At 66.9% G+C, this 13321-nt stretch carries 14 protein-coding genes; 11 read left to right on the top strand and 3 right to left on the bottom strand.

The features are described 5' to 3' along the window. The first annotated feature begins 243 nt into the window (after positions 1-243). The 3 genes from U5A65_RS06885 (at position 244) to U5A65_RS06875 (ending at position 1463) form a co-directional block, all read left to right on the top strand. A complete protein-coding gene (locus U5A65_RS06885) occupies positions 244-840 on the top strand; it encodes a hypothetical protein (protein WP_321916014.1) in 597 nt (198 codons plus the stop codon). Between the two features lie 173 nt (positions 841-1013). Beyond that, the gene (locus U5A65_RS06880; RefSeq protein ID WP_321916013.1) at positions 1014-1145 is read left to right on the top strand and encodes a hypothetical protein; all 132 of its coding nucleotides are present in this window, start codon (positions 1014-1016) and stop codon (positions 1143-1145) included. A gap of 42 nt (positions 1146-1187) precedes the next feature. Further along, positions 1188-1463 carry an RNA-binding protein gene (locus U5A65_RS06875; RefSeq protein ID WP_321916012.1) on the top strand — a complete coding sequence of 92 codons (276 nt, stop codon included), beginning with the start codon at positions 1188-1190 and terminating at the stop codon, positions 1461-1463. Between the two features lie 19 nt (positions 1464-1482). Here the strand turns inward: U5A65_RS06875 and nadE are convergent, their stop codons facing one another. Further along, positions 1483-2361 carry an ammonia-dependent NAD(+) synthetase gene (gene nadE / locus U5A65_RS06870; RefSeq protein WP_321945901.1) on the bottom strand — a complete coding sequence of 293 codons (879 nt, stop codon included), beginning with the start codon at positions 2359-2361 and terminating at the stop codon, positions 1483-1485. 179 nt (positions 2362-2540) lie between these two features. On the opposite strand from nadE, the gene U5A65_RS06865 reads away from it, so the two are divergent. After that, a complete protein-coding gene (locus U5A65_RS06865; RefSeq protein ID WP_415764692.1) occupies positions 2541-3770 on the top strand; it encodes a L,D-transpeptidase in 1230 nt (409 codons plus the stop codon). Between the two features lie 47 nt (positions 3771-3817). Here U5A65_RS06865 and U5A65_RS06860 read toward each other — a convergent pair whose 3' ends face one another. Continuing rightward, positions 3818-4738 (bottom strand): DMT family transporter, encoded by a 921-nt coding sequence (locus U5A65_RS06860; RefSeq protein WP_321945900.1) that lies wholly within the window; start codon positions 4736-4738, stop codon positions 3818-3820. A gap of 200 nt (positions 4739-4938) precedes the next feature. After that, the gene (locus U5A65_RS06855) at positions 4939-6513 is read right to left on the bottom strand and encodes an ABC1 kinase family protein (protein WP_321945899.1); all 1575 of its coding nucleotides are present in this window, start codon (positions 6511-6513) and stop codon (positions 4939-4941) included. A gap of 213 nt (positions 6514-6726) precedes the next feature. Here U5A65_RS06855 and U5A65_RS06850 point away from each other — a divergent pair, with 213 nt between their 5' ends. The 7 genes from U5A65_RS06850 (at position 6727) to U5A65_RS06820 (ending at position 13284) form a co-directional block, all read left to right on the top strand. After that, on the top strand, positions 6727-7482 hold the full coding sequence (locus U5A65_RS06850) for a DeoR/GlpR family DNA-binding transcription regulator (protein WP_028202504.1): 756 nt from the start codon (positions 6727-6729) through the stop codon (positions 7480-7482). A gap of 433 nt (positions 7483-7915) precedes the next feature. Then, positions 7916-8998: a 2-aminoethylphosphonate ABC transporter substrate-binding protein gene (gene phnS / locus U5A65_RS06845; RefSeq protein ID WP_321916007.1), complete on the top strand. Its 1083-nt coding sequence runs from the start codon at positions 7916-7918 to the stop codon at positions 8996-8998. A gap of 28 nt (positions 8999-9026) precedes the next feature. Next, positions 9027-10136 (top strand): 2-aminoethylphosphonate ABC transport system ATP-binding subunit PhnT, encoded by a 1110-nt coding sequence (gene phnT / locus U5A65_RS06840; protein ID WP_415764330.1) that lies wholly within the window; start codon positions 9027-9029, stop codon positions 10134-10136. Then, complete coding sequence (locus tag U5A65_RS06835) at positions 10114-11028, top strand: 2-aminoethylphosphonate ABC transporter permease subunit (protein WP_321916006.1); 915 nt, start codon at positions 10114-10116, stop codon at positions 11026-11028. Before phnT ends, U5A65_RS06835 begins: the two co-directional genes overlap by 23 nt. Beyond that, positions 11018-11893: a 2-aminoethylphosphonate ABC transport system, membrane component PhnV gene (gene phnV, locus U5A65_RS06830; RefSeq protein ID WP_321938445.1), complete on the top strand. Its 876-nt coding sequence runs from the start codon at positions 11018-11020 to the stop codon at positions 11891-11893. The genes U5A65_RS06835 and phnV overlap by 11 nt, the downstream gene beginning before the upstream one ends. 109 nt (positions 11894-12002) lie before the next feature. Beyond that, on the top strand, positions 12003-12659 hold the full coding sequence (locus tag U5A65_RS06825; protein ID WP_321946424.1) for a GntR family transcriptional regulator: 657 nt from the start codon (positions 12003-12005) through the stop codon (positions 12657-12659). 70 nt (positions 12660-12729) lie between these two features. Continuing rightward, the gene (locus U5A65_RS06820) at positions 12730-13284 is read left to right on the top strand and encodes a phosphonate degradation HD-domain oxygenase (RefSeq protein ID WP_321945898.1); all 555 of its coding nucleotides are present in this window, start codon (positions 12730-12732) and stop codon (positions 13282-13284) included. Positions 13285-13321 lie beyond the last annotated feature (37 nt).

Below are 13321 nucleotides of genomic sequence, written 5' to 3'. Positions count from 1 at the left end.
TCGGCCTAACGGCCAGGGCATCTTCGCCGGTCGCATAGATTACCTGGGATTACAGATCAAAAATTTCTTGTGAAGCGTTGAGTTTGCGAGCGCTCGCGGGGAGGGCGTGCGAGCCGTCGCGCGACGCGCGACACTGCGCGCCTCTTTGCCGATGTGCGCAATTGCCCCGATAAATATTGATTGTGGTCTAATAACCCCGGACCAACCATCCTTTCCGCATCGTGCAGCACGATGCGCTCAACCATGAACGCAGAAAAGGCAGCAATACGCCGCATCGCGCGCCGCATGGCAGAAGGCATTGTTTGTCGCACTGGCGCGCCGCAGTGGCGCACACGAGTGCTGCGCATTACGCTGCTGGCGCTCGCAACAGGCAGCGTGGCGCAGGGCGCATTCGCGCAAGATCCACGGCTTCTCGATACACGTGTCACGCAAGAGTCGGTGACTGACACGATCTGCCGCCCGGGCTATGCTGACACCGTGGCGCCGCCGTTCGACCAGACCATGGCACTGAAGGACCGCATGCTCGCCGCGCGCGGCATCGACGCCGACGACGGCGTGGGCTACGCGCTCGACCGGCATGTGCCGATCGTCCTTGGCGGGTCACCGGACGCCACGGCCAATTTCGACCTGATTCCGTGGGGCGGCCATACCGGCGAGCGGCGCAAGTCGCTGCTGACCGTCCGCCTGAAGCGTTGCGTGTGCGCGGGGCGCATGACGCTCGCCGAGGCGCAGGCTGCAATCACCGGCAACTGGGTGCACCAGTACGATCGCCTCACCCGCATGGACTGCGGCGGATCCGCCGACGACACGACCTCGGCGAGCCGCGACGACGGGTCCTGAAGCGCCAAACCGGTTCGCAATCAACGCCTCCTCGGGCACGCTGATTGCGAACCGGGTCGGGCATGCGCGGTGGGCAATCCGTTGCTCGTCCGCTGCCAGACAATATGCCGCAGCACACCGCTCAGCAAATGCGACTATGCTGACATTCATCAACAAAAAAGGGAGTCACAACAATGCTTACTTCCAGCCTTTTGCTGCTTGGCGTCGCTGCCGTGCTCGGCCAGGTGGCGTGGACCCGTTCGCGTGCTCGCGCGAGCCTGCAGCCCGTACGCGTACGCGCGTCGCAACCGCGCCGGTTCCGCTGAGCGCGGCACGCCAGGTCCGAAGTTCTCGCGAGGTAGGCCGCCATGCACGTGACCGTCTGGAATGTTCCCGAATCCTGCAGCGAGCAGGACGTGCGCAGCTTTTTCGAGCGCGAACTCGGCAAGTACGCCAAGGGCATTACCGTTTATGACGCGGGCACGCCGAACGCGCACGCGGACCTCGAACTCGACTCCGACTTGCCCTACGTAGCCGACGCCGTGGCGCACGAACTTCAATCCCGCCGCCTCGCAGGCGTCGCGCTAAAGGTGAGCGCGCCGCCGTTCGAAGACGACGAGCCGCCGAAACACCCACGCAACTGATCGCCCGCGCAACTGAGCTTCAGCGCGCCTCGTACGGCGTGTAGGGCAGCGAGCGCTTGTGGCGCGTCGCCTCGTAGAAGCGAAAGATCGTCTCGTACGCGTGTTCGCTCACCGGCTTGCCTTCCAGAAAGTCATCGATCTCGTCATAGCCGATCCCGTAGGCGTCTTCGTCAGGATGCAGCGGGCGCAACGTTTCCAGATCCGCAGTGGGCGTTTTGTCCACCAGCGTGGCCGGTGCGCCGAGCAAACGCGCGAGCGCACGCACGCGTCGCTTGTTCAGGCCCGCGAGCGGCAGCACGTCAGCGCCGCCGTCGCCGAACTTCGTGAAAAAGCCCATCAACGATTCCGCCGCGTGATCCGTGCCGATCACGAGTCCCGCGCGCGCGCCTGCCACCGCGTACTGCGCGATCATCCGCTCGCGCGCCTTGATGTTGCCGTGAACCTTGTCCTGCGCGCTCTCGTCGGCGAACGCGAGACCGCTCGCCGCGAGCGAGGCGAGCATCGCGTCGGCGGCGGGGCGCATGTCGACGGTCAGGGTTTCGTCGGCGGAGACGAAGGCAAGCGCGGCGGCCGCGTCCGCTTCATCGCGTTGCGTGCCGTAGGGCAGACGCATGGCGATGAAGCGTGCCGCCGTCTGGCCCTGCGCACGCAGGCTTTCCACGCTCAGTTGTGCAAGGCGGCCCGCCGTCGCGGAGTCGATGCCGCCGCTGATGCCGAGCACGAACGTCTGCAGTCCGCTCGCTTGAAGGCGCTGCGCGAGAAAACGCACGCGGCGCCCGATTTCGGCTTGCGCGTCGAAATGCTCCGCGACGTCCAGTTCGGCGATGATGCGTTGCTGGCGGGCGAGGCGGTCGGCTTCGGCATTGGTGTCCGGTTGGGCATCCGGTTTGGCGGCCATGGGCGGTTCCTCAATTGGCTGCGCACGCGACTTGCGCGCGCTGTCTGCGTTGTCTGGTTTAATGTCGGGTCGTCGTGGCGCTGTCAGCGACGCCGCATAGCACGGCGCTCGACGTATCCGACTTCATAGAAGACGCACAATCAGCCGGACTCACGATGAACGACGAATTTTTGCGGCGCATGGGCGCTCGCTTGCGAGACGGCGTCCGGGGCGACGCCTCGAACCTTCCCCATCATAGAACGCAGTGGTTTGGCGCGCAGGCGCACCGCGCAGTGGTGGCCGCGCTCTGCGCCTCGTTTTGCGTTGTGTGGGCGGCAAGCACGGCTTACGCCGCCGACGGCGTGACGGCCTCCAGCACGCACGTTGCTTCCGGCGCCTTGCATAGCGCGCCGGTGCGGGAAGCGTCGAAGCCTGTCGCTTCGGGCGCATCCGCAGCGTCGGGCGCGTCTGCGGCTCGGCCTGTTGCCCAAGCCGCTTCCGCCGCTTCGGGGCCAGCGCCCGCATTGGCAGCCTCGGGCGCTTCGGGGGCGTCGACCGCGTCTTCTGCTTCCTCGGCTTCCGCCGCGTTAGCTGCATCCGCTCCGCCCGCGCTCGTGCTACCCGTTCACCGGACGCTCACGCCAGAGGAGGCCGCCGAAGAAACCCGCGGTGCGCTCGAAATGCGCAAGCGCTTCGCGCGCGACGTCAACCGGCGTCTGCGTGTGCCGCTCGCCGACCAGCGCGCCTACGGCCAGCGTTTGCAGGCGGCGCTCGAAGAGAAGGACCTCGGCGCGCTGGCGGGCGAGTTCGTCATCCTCGTCGATCGCAGCGCGAATGTGCAGGCGCTCTTCATCTACTTCCGGGCCATGCCCAACGAGCCTTGGCTCATGATTGGCGCGTCGCCGGTCGCGACCGGACGTCCCGGCGAGTTCGACCACTTCCTCACGCCGCTCGGCGTGTTCGAGCACACCCCGCAGAACATGGACTTCCGCGCGGAAGGCACCATGAACCAGAACAACATACGCGGGTACGGCCGGCGCGACATGCGCATCTATGACCTCGGCTGGGTGGACGGCGAACGCGGTTGGGGCAAGGGCGGCTATTCGCAGATGCGCTTCCAGATGCATGCCACCGACCCCGACCGTCTCGAGCCGCTGCTCGGCATCCGCCACTCGAAGGGCTGCGTGCGGATTCCGGCCACACTCAATGCGTTCATCGACCACAACGGGATCATCGACGCCGAATACCAGGCGCTGGTCGACTCGGGCAAGTCGCTATGGGTGCTCCACTCGGATCGCGAGATCACGCCGTGGGCGGGACGCTTTATCGTCGTGGTCGATTCGGAGCGCAAGACGCGCCCGGCGTGGTCGCCCGCGCCAGGCGGCAAGGCGCGCGCGAAGGTGCCAGCCGGCGCCGACACCGCAGACTGAGCGCGCGATCCGGCGGGGGCGCGGCCCCCGCGCACGATTGAAGCGCGCTAGGCGCGCCGCGCGATCAGCACGCCTGCGAGCGCGACGCCGAAGCCCGCTATCTGCATGGGCGTGAGCGTTTCGCCGAACAGCAGCCAGCTTTCGAGCGCCGCGAGCGGCGGCGCGAGAAAGAGCAGCGCCGTGGCGCGGGCGGCGTCGCCGTGGCGCACCATCCATACGAGCAACGTCACGCCCGCGCCGGAAAGCATCGCAATGCCCCACGCCAGCGAGAACCACAGCGTCGGCGTGGCGATCCAGCGCGTCTCGCCGAGCACGAGCGCGAGCACCGCGGCCACAATGGCCGCGCCCAGGTTCTGCACGGCGCTTGCGCTGCGAATGTCGGCTTGCGCGAGCGAGGTCTTCTGGTAAAGCGTGCCCGCCGTGATCGATCCGACCGATACCACCGCGACCACCACCACGAGCAGCGGATTCACGTGAGTGTGGGACGGCGTGGCGGCGGCAGCCGCAGCGGCGTCGGCGATCGCGCCACCGGCCGCGTGCATGGCGGCATACAGCTTCGGGCTCAGCACGAGCACGACGCCTGCGAGGCCGAGCGACATGCCCGACCAGCGCCGCGGCGGCAGGCGCTCGCCGAACATGCGCGCCGCGATGGCGGCCGTCAGGAGCGGCTGGAGCGCGCCGAGGAGCGCCATCACGCCCGCGCTCAAGCCCTGTGCGACCGCCCAGTAGCCCGCGCCCAGATACACGCCTTGCAGCAGCGCGCCAGCGAAGAGATGCTTGCCGATTTCGCGTCCGCGCGGCCAGGGCGCGCGCATCGCCAGCGCGACGATCGCAAACAGCGCTGCCGTGCCGGTGAAGCGCGCCAGCAGGAAGAGGTTGGGATCGGCGTAGGGCGCAATGGCGCGCGCGACGACGAAACCCGTCGACCACAGGACGACGAAAAGGGCAGGGGCGAGAGTGGCGAGCATCGGTGTCGAAAAGGGCGCGCTGGCGCAACGCCTGAGAAACACGAAAGGCCCGGAGTATCGCGCGATGCGCAGGTTGCAGTCTTGTTCAGGACTGCACTCGCTTGGGGGCGTGCCGATCGATGTATCGAATGCAACTAACCGCCTGGCCCGATCGGCAACCGCGAACGCAAACCACGCGTAACCGGACACGCTAGCAGCAACTAGCTTCCAAACAACACCGCCGTCACGCCAATCAAGCCGCCGCAGACCGCGCAGGCGAGCAGCAGTGCGCGCGTGCGCCGATGCTCGCGGCGCCACGCATCGAGCAACGCGGCCTGCTGCGCGGCGTGTCCCGCAGCGCTGCCGTGCCCGGGCTTCGCGTGGTGCTCGAGGAAGCGAAACACCATCTGCGGCACGCGCGGCGCAATTTGCGCGAGGTGTGGCAACTCCTGCGAGAGCCGCCGGATCCAGCCGTGATGACCGAGATCCTGGCGCGCGATGTCGGCGAGCGTGTGACGTGCAATGCCCCACGCATCCACGCCTGGATGAATCGAGCGCGCCAGTTCCTCCGCCTGGCCGAACGCGCGCTGCGCCGCCACGAGTCGCGGTGAGACTTCGCCTCCGAACGGCTGCACGGAATGCAGCAGATGATGGAACAGCGCGCCCGCGCTGCGCTCGTCGGTGTCGCTCGCGAAATGCGCTTCGCTGCGCGTACGCAATTCCGCCTCGATCTGTTCGGTGCGCGCGTGCGTGGGCACGTGGCCCGCCACGTGATGCAGCGTCGCGAGCCGGCCATAGTCCTGTTCGAACAGCGCGGTTGCGCCGTGCACGAAGAATTCGCGCTCTGGTGAGGAAAGGCTCGTCATCAGCGCCGCGCCCGCGAGCACGAGGCGCCCGCGCGTCTGCGGCTCGACGCTCACCGCGACCCGCCTCGCGTCGAGGGCCGCATGAAAGAAGCCGTGTTCGAACGCCTGGCGCGTGACCACTTCGATCAGATGCGCCGCCACCTGCGTGACGTTGATGTGATGCTCGGCAAGTCCGGCGATATCGGTCGCGCGCACGGTGTCGATGTGCTGCACCGCGAGCGTCTGCGGGGTGCAGAGGTCCCAGATCACGTCGGGCACGACGATACGCGGGTCGTCGCCGAGCTGGTGGCCGCTCTGGCTCAGGTTCGCGGCCTGGGCGCGCAGATCGAAGCGCCGCTGCAGATCCTCGCGCAGCGCCTGCGCGAGCGCGTGCAGCTGCAGCTTGCGCGCGGCGCGCGAAAAGCGCTCGATCCAGCGGGCTACGCCGCACAGGAGCGCGGCGTCATCGTCGACTTCCTGGACCTGTTTCGTGCGCAGCACGCGTAGCGTGATGGTCTGGTGGCCGTTCACCGGCAGCGCGAGCCGCGCGAGGTGCGTCTGCTCGCACCAGCCGTTGTGGGCCGGCGCGGGGTCGATCCACGTGAGCACTGTTTCAGGCGGCTTGCCGAGCGCGGCGCGCAGCGTGGTGTTGAGCGCCTCGCCCGCGAGGGGTTCTTCGAAATGCTCGATGGCGTCGATCGCGTCATGCAAGGTCGCGCCCGCGAGTTCGGGGCGCGTGGCGAGCGTTTGCGCGAAGGCCGTGGCGAGCGGGGCGAGACGCGGCAGCGAACCATGCAGGCGCGAGGCGAGACGCGGGTCGCCGTGCAGGCTCGAGGCGAGCGTGAGGAACCAGTGCAGCTTGTGATGCTCCGGCGCTGCGAGCCAGATCAGCCTGAAGCCATAACGCAGTGCACAAAACAGCAGACGCAATTGACGAAGTCGTGAACGCATGAATTCCAATGGTCGGCAAAGCGGGCGTCGCGTGAGCGCGCGGTCTCCACGAGATTAGCAGGGATGCTCGCGGGATGGCAGCGCAGGCTCGTTGCGCGCATGCGTAATACAATACGGCGGCTTTTCCGGATTCGCGTCGGATGCACTTCGAATGCACGCCGGATTCACCTGATTACCCGCGTCTTTATCCACGCACGACCCGCGCCCACCGAGATGCTCGCTGAACAACGTCACCAATACATCCTCTCGCAAGTGAACCGGACGGGCGCGCTTTCCGTGGCGGATCTCGTGCGCGAACTGCGCGTTTCCCGCGAGACGATCCGGCGCGACCTCAACACGCTCGCGGAGCGCGGGCTGCTCGTCACGACCCACGGCGGCGCGCTCTCCAGCGACCGCCGCGAGCCCGATCTCGACGTGCGCGAAGCCGCCAACGCGAGCGCCAAGCGCGCGATCGGCGAACGCGCGGCGGAGTTCGTGCCCGACGGCGCCTCGGTCATCATCGATTCGGGCAGCACCACGCATGCGCTCGCGCGTGCGCTCACCGACCGTCATCGGCTCACGGTCTACACCAACGACTGGCGCATTGCGCTCCTGCTCGGCCGCCGCAACGAGAACCGCGTCACGCTGCTCGGCGGCGAGCTGTCCGATCACGAGGAAGCGACCTTCGGTCTCGACACCGTGCAGCAGCTCGCCCAGTACCACGCCGATTTCGCGTTCGTCGGCGCGGGCGGCATCACCGCCGACGGCTGGCTCACCGACTACTCGCGCATGGTCGCCGAGGTGCGCAGCCGCATGCTCGCGGCCACGGCCTGCGCGATCGTCGTCGCCGACCATTCGAAGTTCGGGCGCGTGACGCCCGTGCGCATCAACGGCTTCGAGCAGGCGCGCTACGTCATCACCGAGCTGGCGCCCGAAAAGAGCGTCGCTCGCGCCATCACGGCGCGCGGGCCCGAACTCGTCATCGCCTGAGTCTTCTTGCGGCGCCGCGCGCGCCGCGTTTGTTTTTGCACATGTAGACAAAGCCTATGCCAGCCGCCAACGCGCGAGCGGCGGAATCTGCTCGGCTATGTGGCTTGTCGAATATTGGCGAATTGTGGAATTTTTTGACAAACGCCACAATCGTCATGCGCGTGTCATCAAAACCTGTGATTCTTGCGGGGCCCGGCCAGATGGGCCGGTCAGCGAGGCGAGCGGCAATACCGCGCCTTCGCCGGCCCGGCTGGTTCAGGTGGAAAGCGTCGGATTGTAGACAATCTGCAATCCGCGACGCGGGACCACCAGCAGGCGGGCAATGACAGGCGGCGCAGTCCGCCGAAGTTCGGATTGTTCAGCTCAGTTCGATCCATTCAATCACAAACGCATCGGGTATCCCGAGCATCTGGTTTTGCCTTCGGAGAGTGACATGAACCACACGAATTCCCATCGCGCGGGTTTTGCACGCAAGCTGTTGCCGATCGCGGCCGCCGCGGCGCTGCTGGGCGCTGCCGCGAGCGCGCACGCTGCCGACGCCGTCGTGCTGTACACGGCCGACGGCCTCGAAAATCTCTACAAGGACGTGCTGCCGGCCTTCGAAAAGAAGGAAGGCGTGAAGGTCAACATCGTGACGGCGGGCAGCGGCGAAGTGGTGAACCGCGCGAACGTCGAGAAGGACTCGCCGAAGGCCGACGTGATCGTCACGCTGCCGCCGTTCATCCAGACGGCGCAGCAAAGCGGCCTGCTGCAGCCGTACCAGAGCGTGAACTACAAGAACGTGCCGGCGATCGCGAAGGCGACGGACGGTTCGTGGGCCACATTCGTGAACAACTACTTCTCGTTCGCGATCAATCCCGATGTCGTGAAGAACGAGCCCAAGACGTTTGCTGACCTGCTGCACCCGGACTACTCGGGCAAGGTCGCGTACTCGAACCCGGCCACGGCTGGCGACGGCATGGCCGTGATCATCCTCACGACCTCGCTGATGGGCGAAGACAAGGCGTTCGACTACCTCAAGAAGCTCGAACAGAGCGCGAAGTTCCACACCAAGGGCACGGGCTACCTCGACGTGCTGCTCTCGCGCAACGAAATCTCGGTGGCCAACGGCGACCTGCAGATGGATCTCGACGACGCAGCCAACGGCGGCCTCTCGCTCAAGCCGATCTTCCTCGCGGCCGACGCTGGCGGTCATCCCACGACGTTCCAGCTGCCGTACGCCATCGGCCTGATCAAGAACGGCCCGAACCAGGCGGAAGGCAAGAAGCTGATCGACTACCTGATGTCGACGGAAGTGCAGTCGAAGGTCCCGGACATCTTCGGCATTCCGGGCCGCACGGACGTGGCGCTCACGGGCAAGAACGGCGAAGCGGTCAAGCAGGCCATCAAGGGTGTGAAGCTCATTCCGGTGGACTGGAACCAGGTGATGGCGAAGAAGGCCGACTGGACGGCGCGCTGGAAGAGCGAAGTGATCGGCTCGTCGGACAAGCAGCTCGAAGTCGTGAAGCCGAAGTAAGCAACCGTACTTGCAGGAGATGAACCCGGTGAATACCGCAAGCCTCGCGCCGGCCGGCATGGCCCGCGCGCTGCCGGATGCGTCCGGACTGACTGATGCCACGGACGCGCCCGGCGCCGCGGGCGTGCAGATCGACCACCTGAGCGTGCGCTTCGGCGCGCGCACTGTCCTCGACGATCTGTCGCTCACGATCCGCCGCGGCGAACTGCTGACCGTGCTGGGCCGCAGCGGCTGCGGCAAGACGACCTTGCTGCGTTTCATCGCCGGGTTCATCGAAGCCGATGGACTCGCGGGCTCGCTCACCGTGGCGGGCCGCGACCTGACCCATGTGCCGCCGCATCAGCGCAACCTGGGTCTGCTGTTCCAGAGCTATGCGCTCTTTCCGCATCTCTCGGTGTTCGAGAACGTCGCGTTCGGCTTGAAGGCGCGCCGCGTGCCGTCGCGCGACATCGCGCGCCGCGTGGCTGAGGCCCTCAAGCTCGTGCAGCTCGGCGACGCGGGGCACATCATGCCCGCGCAGCTCTCGGGCGGCATGCAGCAGCGCGTGGCGCTCGCGCGAGCGCTCGTGATCGAGCCGGACGTGCTCCTGCTCGACGAACCGCTCTCGGCGCTCGACGCCAATCTGCGTGCTTCGGTGCGCTCCGAATTGAAGGCGCTGCACGAGCGCTTGCCCGATCTGACGATCGTGTGCGTAACGCACGATCAGGACGACGCGCTCGTGCTCTCCGACCGCACGCTCTTGATGCGCGATGGCCATATCGCCCAGCTCGGCACGCCTCAGGAACTCTACGACACGCCCAACGACGCTTACGTGGCGCGTTATCTCGGCGCAGCGAACCTGCTGCCGCCGAACGTCGCGTTCCCGGTGGGCGACGCGCGCCACGGCGTGCGCGACAAGCTCGCGTGCCTGCGGCCTGAAAGCCTGCGCGTCGTGCCGCTCGGCGAAGGCTCGCTGCACGGCACGATCGAATCGGTCGAATGGTATGGCTCCGTGCTTTCGGTGCCGGTGCTGCTCGACGCGATGCCGAACGAACCGGTGCTCGTCACCATGCAGCGCGGCCACGGCATGACGCCGGCGAAAGGCATGCGTGTGTCCCTGCGTTACGAGGCTGACGATGTCGTCCTTATCAACCCCTGATTCCTCCCTGGCGCTGCCCGGCGCCGAAGCGCACGCGGCCGCCGTGCGCCGCCGCGAACGGCGCGCGCAATGGCATATCGCGTTTCTGCTCGTGTTCGTGCTCGGGCCGCTCGTCGTCTATCCGCTCGTGCGCCTCGTGCTGCTGAGTCTTTCGGGCGCGCACGGCCTGAGCTTCCACGCGTACGAGACGTTCTTCGGCAATCCCGATTCGCGCGGCGTGATCGCCACGACCTTGTGGATTCTGTTTCTGAGTGCCGGTCTCGCTTCCGTGCTTGGTGTCGCACTTGCGGCGCTGCTGTTCTTCAAGCCATTTCCGGGCGCAGGGCTCGTCACGCGCTTTCTGGAACTGTTCGTGGCGTTCCCGTCGTTTCTCGTCGCCTTCACGCTGATCTTTCTGTATGGCTCGCAGGGCTCCGTAAGCATCGGGCTGCAGCGGCTCTTTCATTTGCAGGCGCCGCCGCTCGACTTCCTGTTCGGCATCGGCGGGGTCGTGCTCGCCGAAGTGGTGTTTTACGCGCCATTCGTCGTGCGCCCGACGCTCGCTGCGTTCGCGCTGCTCGACATGCGCCTGATCGAAGCCGCACGCAGTCTCGGCGCGAACACACGGATGGTCGCCCTGCGCGTGATCCTGCCGCTCGCGTGGCCGGGCATCGCCGCGGGCACGATCCTGTGTTTCCTGCTGACGTTCAACGAGTTCGGCATTTTGCTCGTGCTCGGCAGCGCGCACCTCATCACGCTGCCGGTGGCGATCTACAGCTCGGCCACGGTCGATCTCGATCTGCCGACGGCCGCGGCTGGCGCCGTGGTCATGCTTGCCATGTCGCTTTCCCTGTATGCGCTGTATCGGCGCGTGAATCGCCGCAGTCATGGAGGCGCGCGCAATGTCAACTAATCCTGCCGCCGGTTCCGAACGCATCGCGCTGCCGCCCAAGCATCTTCGTGCGCGGCCCGTGGAGCGCAGCCTCTTTGCGCGTTTTGCGAGCGCGGCATTGCTTGGCTTCGCGGCGCTGTTGTGCTTCTGGCTCTTCGTGTTGCCGGTGATCGTCGTCGCGTTGTCGAGCGTCGCATCGCACTGGTCGGGCACGATCTTGCCCGATGGCTTCAGCACGCGCTGGTTCGAGCGCCTCGGCTCCTCCGACTTTGATGCGCTCGCAACGAGTCTCGAAATCGGCTTCGGCGTCGCAGTGCTCGGCACGGCGCTCGGGCTGTGGCTCGCACTCGCGCTCGAAGGGCGCGACCGGCGGGGTTTGGGCGCGGTCGTCGACACGCTTGCGATGGTGCCCAACGGCGTGCCGAGCGTGGTGCTTGGCCTCGCGGTGCTGATCGCTTATCACAAGGCACCGGTGGATCTGTCGAGTTCGGCTGCGATCGTCGTGTTCGTGCAGCTCGCACTTGTACTGCCGTTTTGCTATCGATGTGCGGCCGCAGCGCTGCGGCCCGAGCTGACCGTGCTGCGCGAAGCGGCAGCGAGTCTCGGCGCGCCGCCTTCGATGGTGCTGCGCCGCGTGGTGCTGCCGCAACTCGTGCCGGCTATCCGTGCGAGTCTCGCGCTCGGTTTCGCGCTGTCGCTCGGCGAACTGGGCGCAACGCTCACGGTGTATCCGCCGGGCTTTGCGACGGTGCCGATCGTCGTGGTGGGCGCGGTCGAGCGTGGGTACTACCTGCCGGCTTCGGCGCTCTCGCTGGTCCTGTTGCTCGTTTCGCTGGCGGCGCTGCTGCTCATCGCAGCGCGTGCGCCGCGCCGGCGGCCGGACTGAGTGGGTGGATGCCATGCGGTTCCATGCGCCGCAGGCGCGTAACAGACGTGCAAGGCTGGACGTGCAAGATTCGATGACCAATGAGCAGGGGAGTGGCGCTGCGGGCGATATGGGCCGCGATCCTCAGGCGTTGTCCGACACGACGCCGCTTGCGATGGTGCGCCAGCATTCGCTCACGGCGCTGGTGCGCGACGAGATCGAGCGGCGCATCGCAACAGGCGTGCTGGCGCCCGGCGACAAGCTCAATGAAGCCGACTGGGCGGCTCGTCTGGCCGTATCGCGCGGACCCGTGCGCGAGGCGTTCCGCGCGCTCGAGCAGGCGGGCCTCGTGCGCAACGAGAAGCATCGTGGCGTGTTCGTGCGCAGCGTTGGCGCGGCGGAGGCCCAGGAGTTGGGTGAGGTGTGCGCGGCATTGCGCGAAGCGGCGTGCCGGATGCTCGCGCCGCGCATTGACGCGGCGCAGGTCGCCGAGTTGCGCGAGCACCTGAACGCGATGCGGGACGCGGTGGTCGCCGAGAAGGCACAGGCCTTCCTGCAAGCGCGCGACGCGTTTCGCGGGTCGCTCGTCACGGCGGCTGGCAACGCCAGGTTGCGCGAGACCTATGAGCGTACCGTGAGCGAATTGCGGCTCTCGTTGCAGTGTGCCGCGCCGGCGCACAGCGCAATGGACGCATCGTACGCGGGGCATCGGGCGCTGTTGAGCGCGCTCGCCTCGCGCGACGCCGATGAATCGGCCAATCGCATGCGCGAATCCTGTGGCGACTGAGCGCGGCAGGAACGATGAGTGGCGGCCCGGTGCGGGCCGTCGCCGCATTCACATAGTTGAGGAGTAGAAGATGGCACTGAGCCTCGCGGACATTCGTGGGCTGTTCGAGACGTACGGCGCGCTGGCCTATAGCGGCGAGCCGGTCACGCAACTCGAGCACGCGCTGCAAAGCGGCGCGCTGGCGGAAGAAGACGGGGCGAGCGAAGAGCTGACCGCGGCGGCCTTCCTGCACGATCTGGGTCACCTGCTCAATCGTCAGGGCGAAACGCCGACCGAACGCGGCATCGACGATCTGCACCAGTACTATGCGCTGCCGTTCCTGCGGCCCGTGTTGCCAGATAGCGTGCTGGAGCCGATCCGCCTGCACGTCGATGCGAAGCGCTATCTTTGCGCAGTCGATGAAGCGTATTTCGGCTGCCTCTCGGCAGATTCGGTGCGCAGCCTCGAATTGCAGGGCGGCATCTTCAGTGCAGATGAGGCGCGCGATTTCGCTGCGCGCCCTCACGCGGAAGACGCGGTGCGCCTGCGCCGCTGGGACGATCTCGCGAAGATGGCCGGCAAAGCGACGCCGGGCCTCGACCACTATCTGCAGCTCGTCGAACGCGTCATGCAACGCCACGTTTGAGGCGATTGCACTTACGCGTTTCTCCGGATTTCACGAG

The organism is Paraburkholderia sp. J10-1 (assembly GCF_905220165.1).
In the GTDB taxonomy this organism is placed as follows: Bacteria; Pseudomonadota; Gammaproteobacteria; order Burkholderiales; family Burkholderiaceae; genus Paraburkholderia.
This window is presented reverse-complemented; position numbering and strand designations above follow the sequence as displayed.

What these genes read in the sequence shown, in the direction of transcription:
- U5A65_RS06825 (WP_321946424.1), top strand. Translation starts at nt 12,003, where the DNA reads ATGGGCCGCGATCCTCAGGCGTTGTCCGACACGACGCCGCTTGCGATG.
- U5A65_RS06880 (WP_321916013.1), top strand. Translation starts at nt 1,014, where the DNA reads ATGCTTACTTCCAGCCTTTTGCTGCTTGGCGTCGCTGCCGTGCTCGGC.
- U5A65_RS06885 (WP_321916014.1), top strand. Translation starts at nt 244, where the DNA reads ATGAACGCAGAAAAGGCAGCAATACGCCGCATCGCGCGCCGCATGGCA.
- U5A65_RS06835 (WP_321916006.1), top strand. Translation starts at nt 10,114, where the DNA reads ATGTCGTCCTTATCAACCCCTGATTCCTCCCTGGCGCTGCCCGGCGCC.
- U5A65_RS06875 (WP_321916012.1), top strand. Translation starts at nt 1,188, where the DNA reads ATGCACGTGACCGTCTGGAATGTTCCCGAATCCTGCAGCGAGCAGGAC.
- U5A65_RS06855 (WP_321945899.1), bottom strand. Translation starts at nt 6,513, where the DNA reads ATGCGTTCACGACTTCGTCAATTGCGTCTGCTGTTTTGTGCACTGCGT.
- U5A65_RS06860 (WP_321945900.1), bottom strand. Translation starts at nt 4,738, where the DNA reads ATGCTCGCCACTCTCGCCCCTGCCCTTTTCGTCGTCCTGTGGTCGACG.
- U5A65_RS06865 (WP_415764692.1), top strand. Translation starts at nt 2,541, where the DNA reads ATGGGCGCTCGCTTGCGAGACGGCGTCCGGGGCGACGCCTCGAACCTT.
- U5A65_RS06820 (WP_321945898.1), top strand. Translation starts at nt 12,730, where the DNA reads ATGGCACTGAGCCTCGCGGACATTCGTGGGCTGTTCGAGACGTACGGC.
- U5A65_RS06850 (WP_028202504.1), top strand. Translation starts at nt 6,727, where the DNA reads ATGCTCGCTGAACAACGTCACCAATACATCCTCTCGCAAGTGAACCGG.
- phnV (WP_321938445.1), top strand. Translation starts at nt 11,018, where the DNA reads ATGTCAACTAATCCTGCCGCCGGTTCCGAACGCATCGCGCTGCCGCCC.
- nadE (WP_321945901.1), bottom strand. Translation starts at nt 2,361, where the DNA reads ATGGCCGCCAAACCGGATGCCCAACCGGACACCAATGCCGAAGCCGAC.
- phnS (WP_321916007.1), top strand. Translation starts at nt 7,916, where the DNA reads ATGAACCACACGAATTCCCATCGCGCGGGTTTTGCACGCAAGCTGTTG.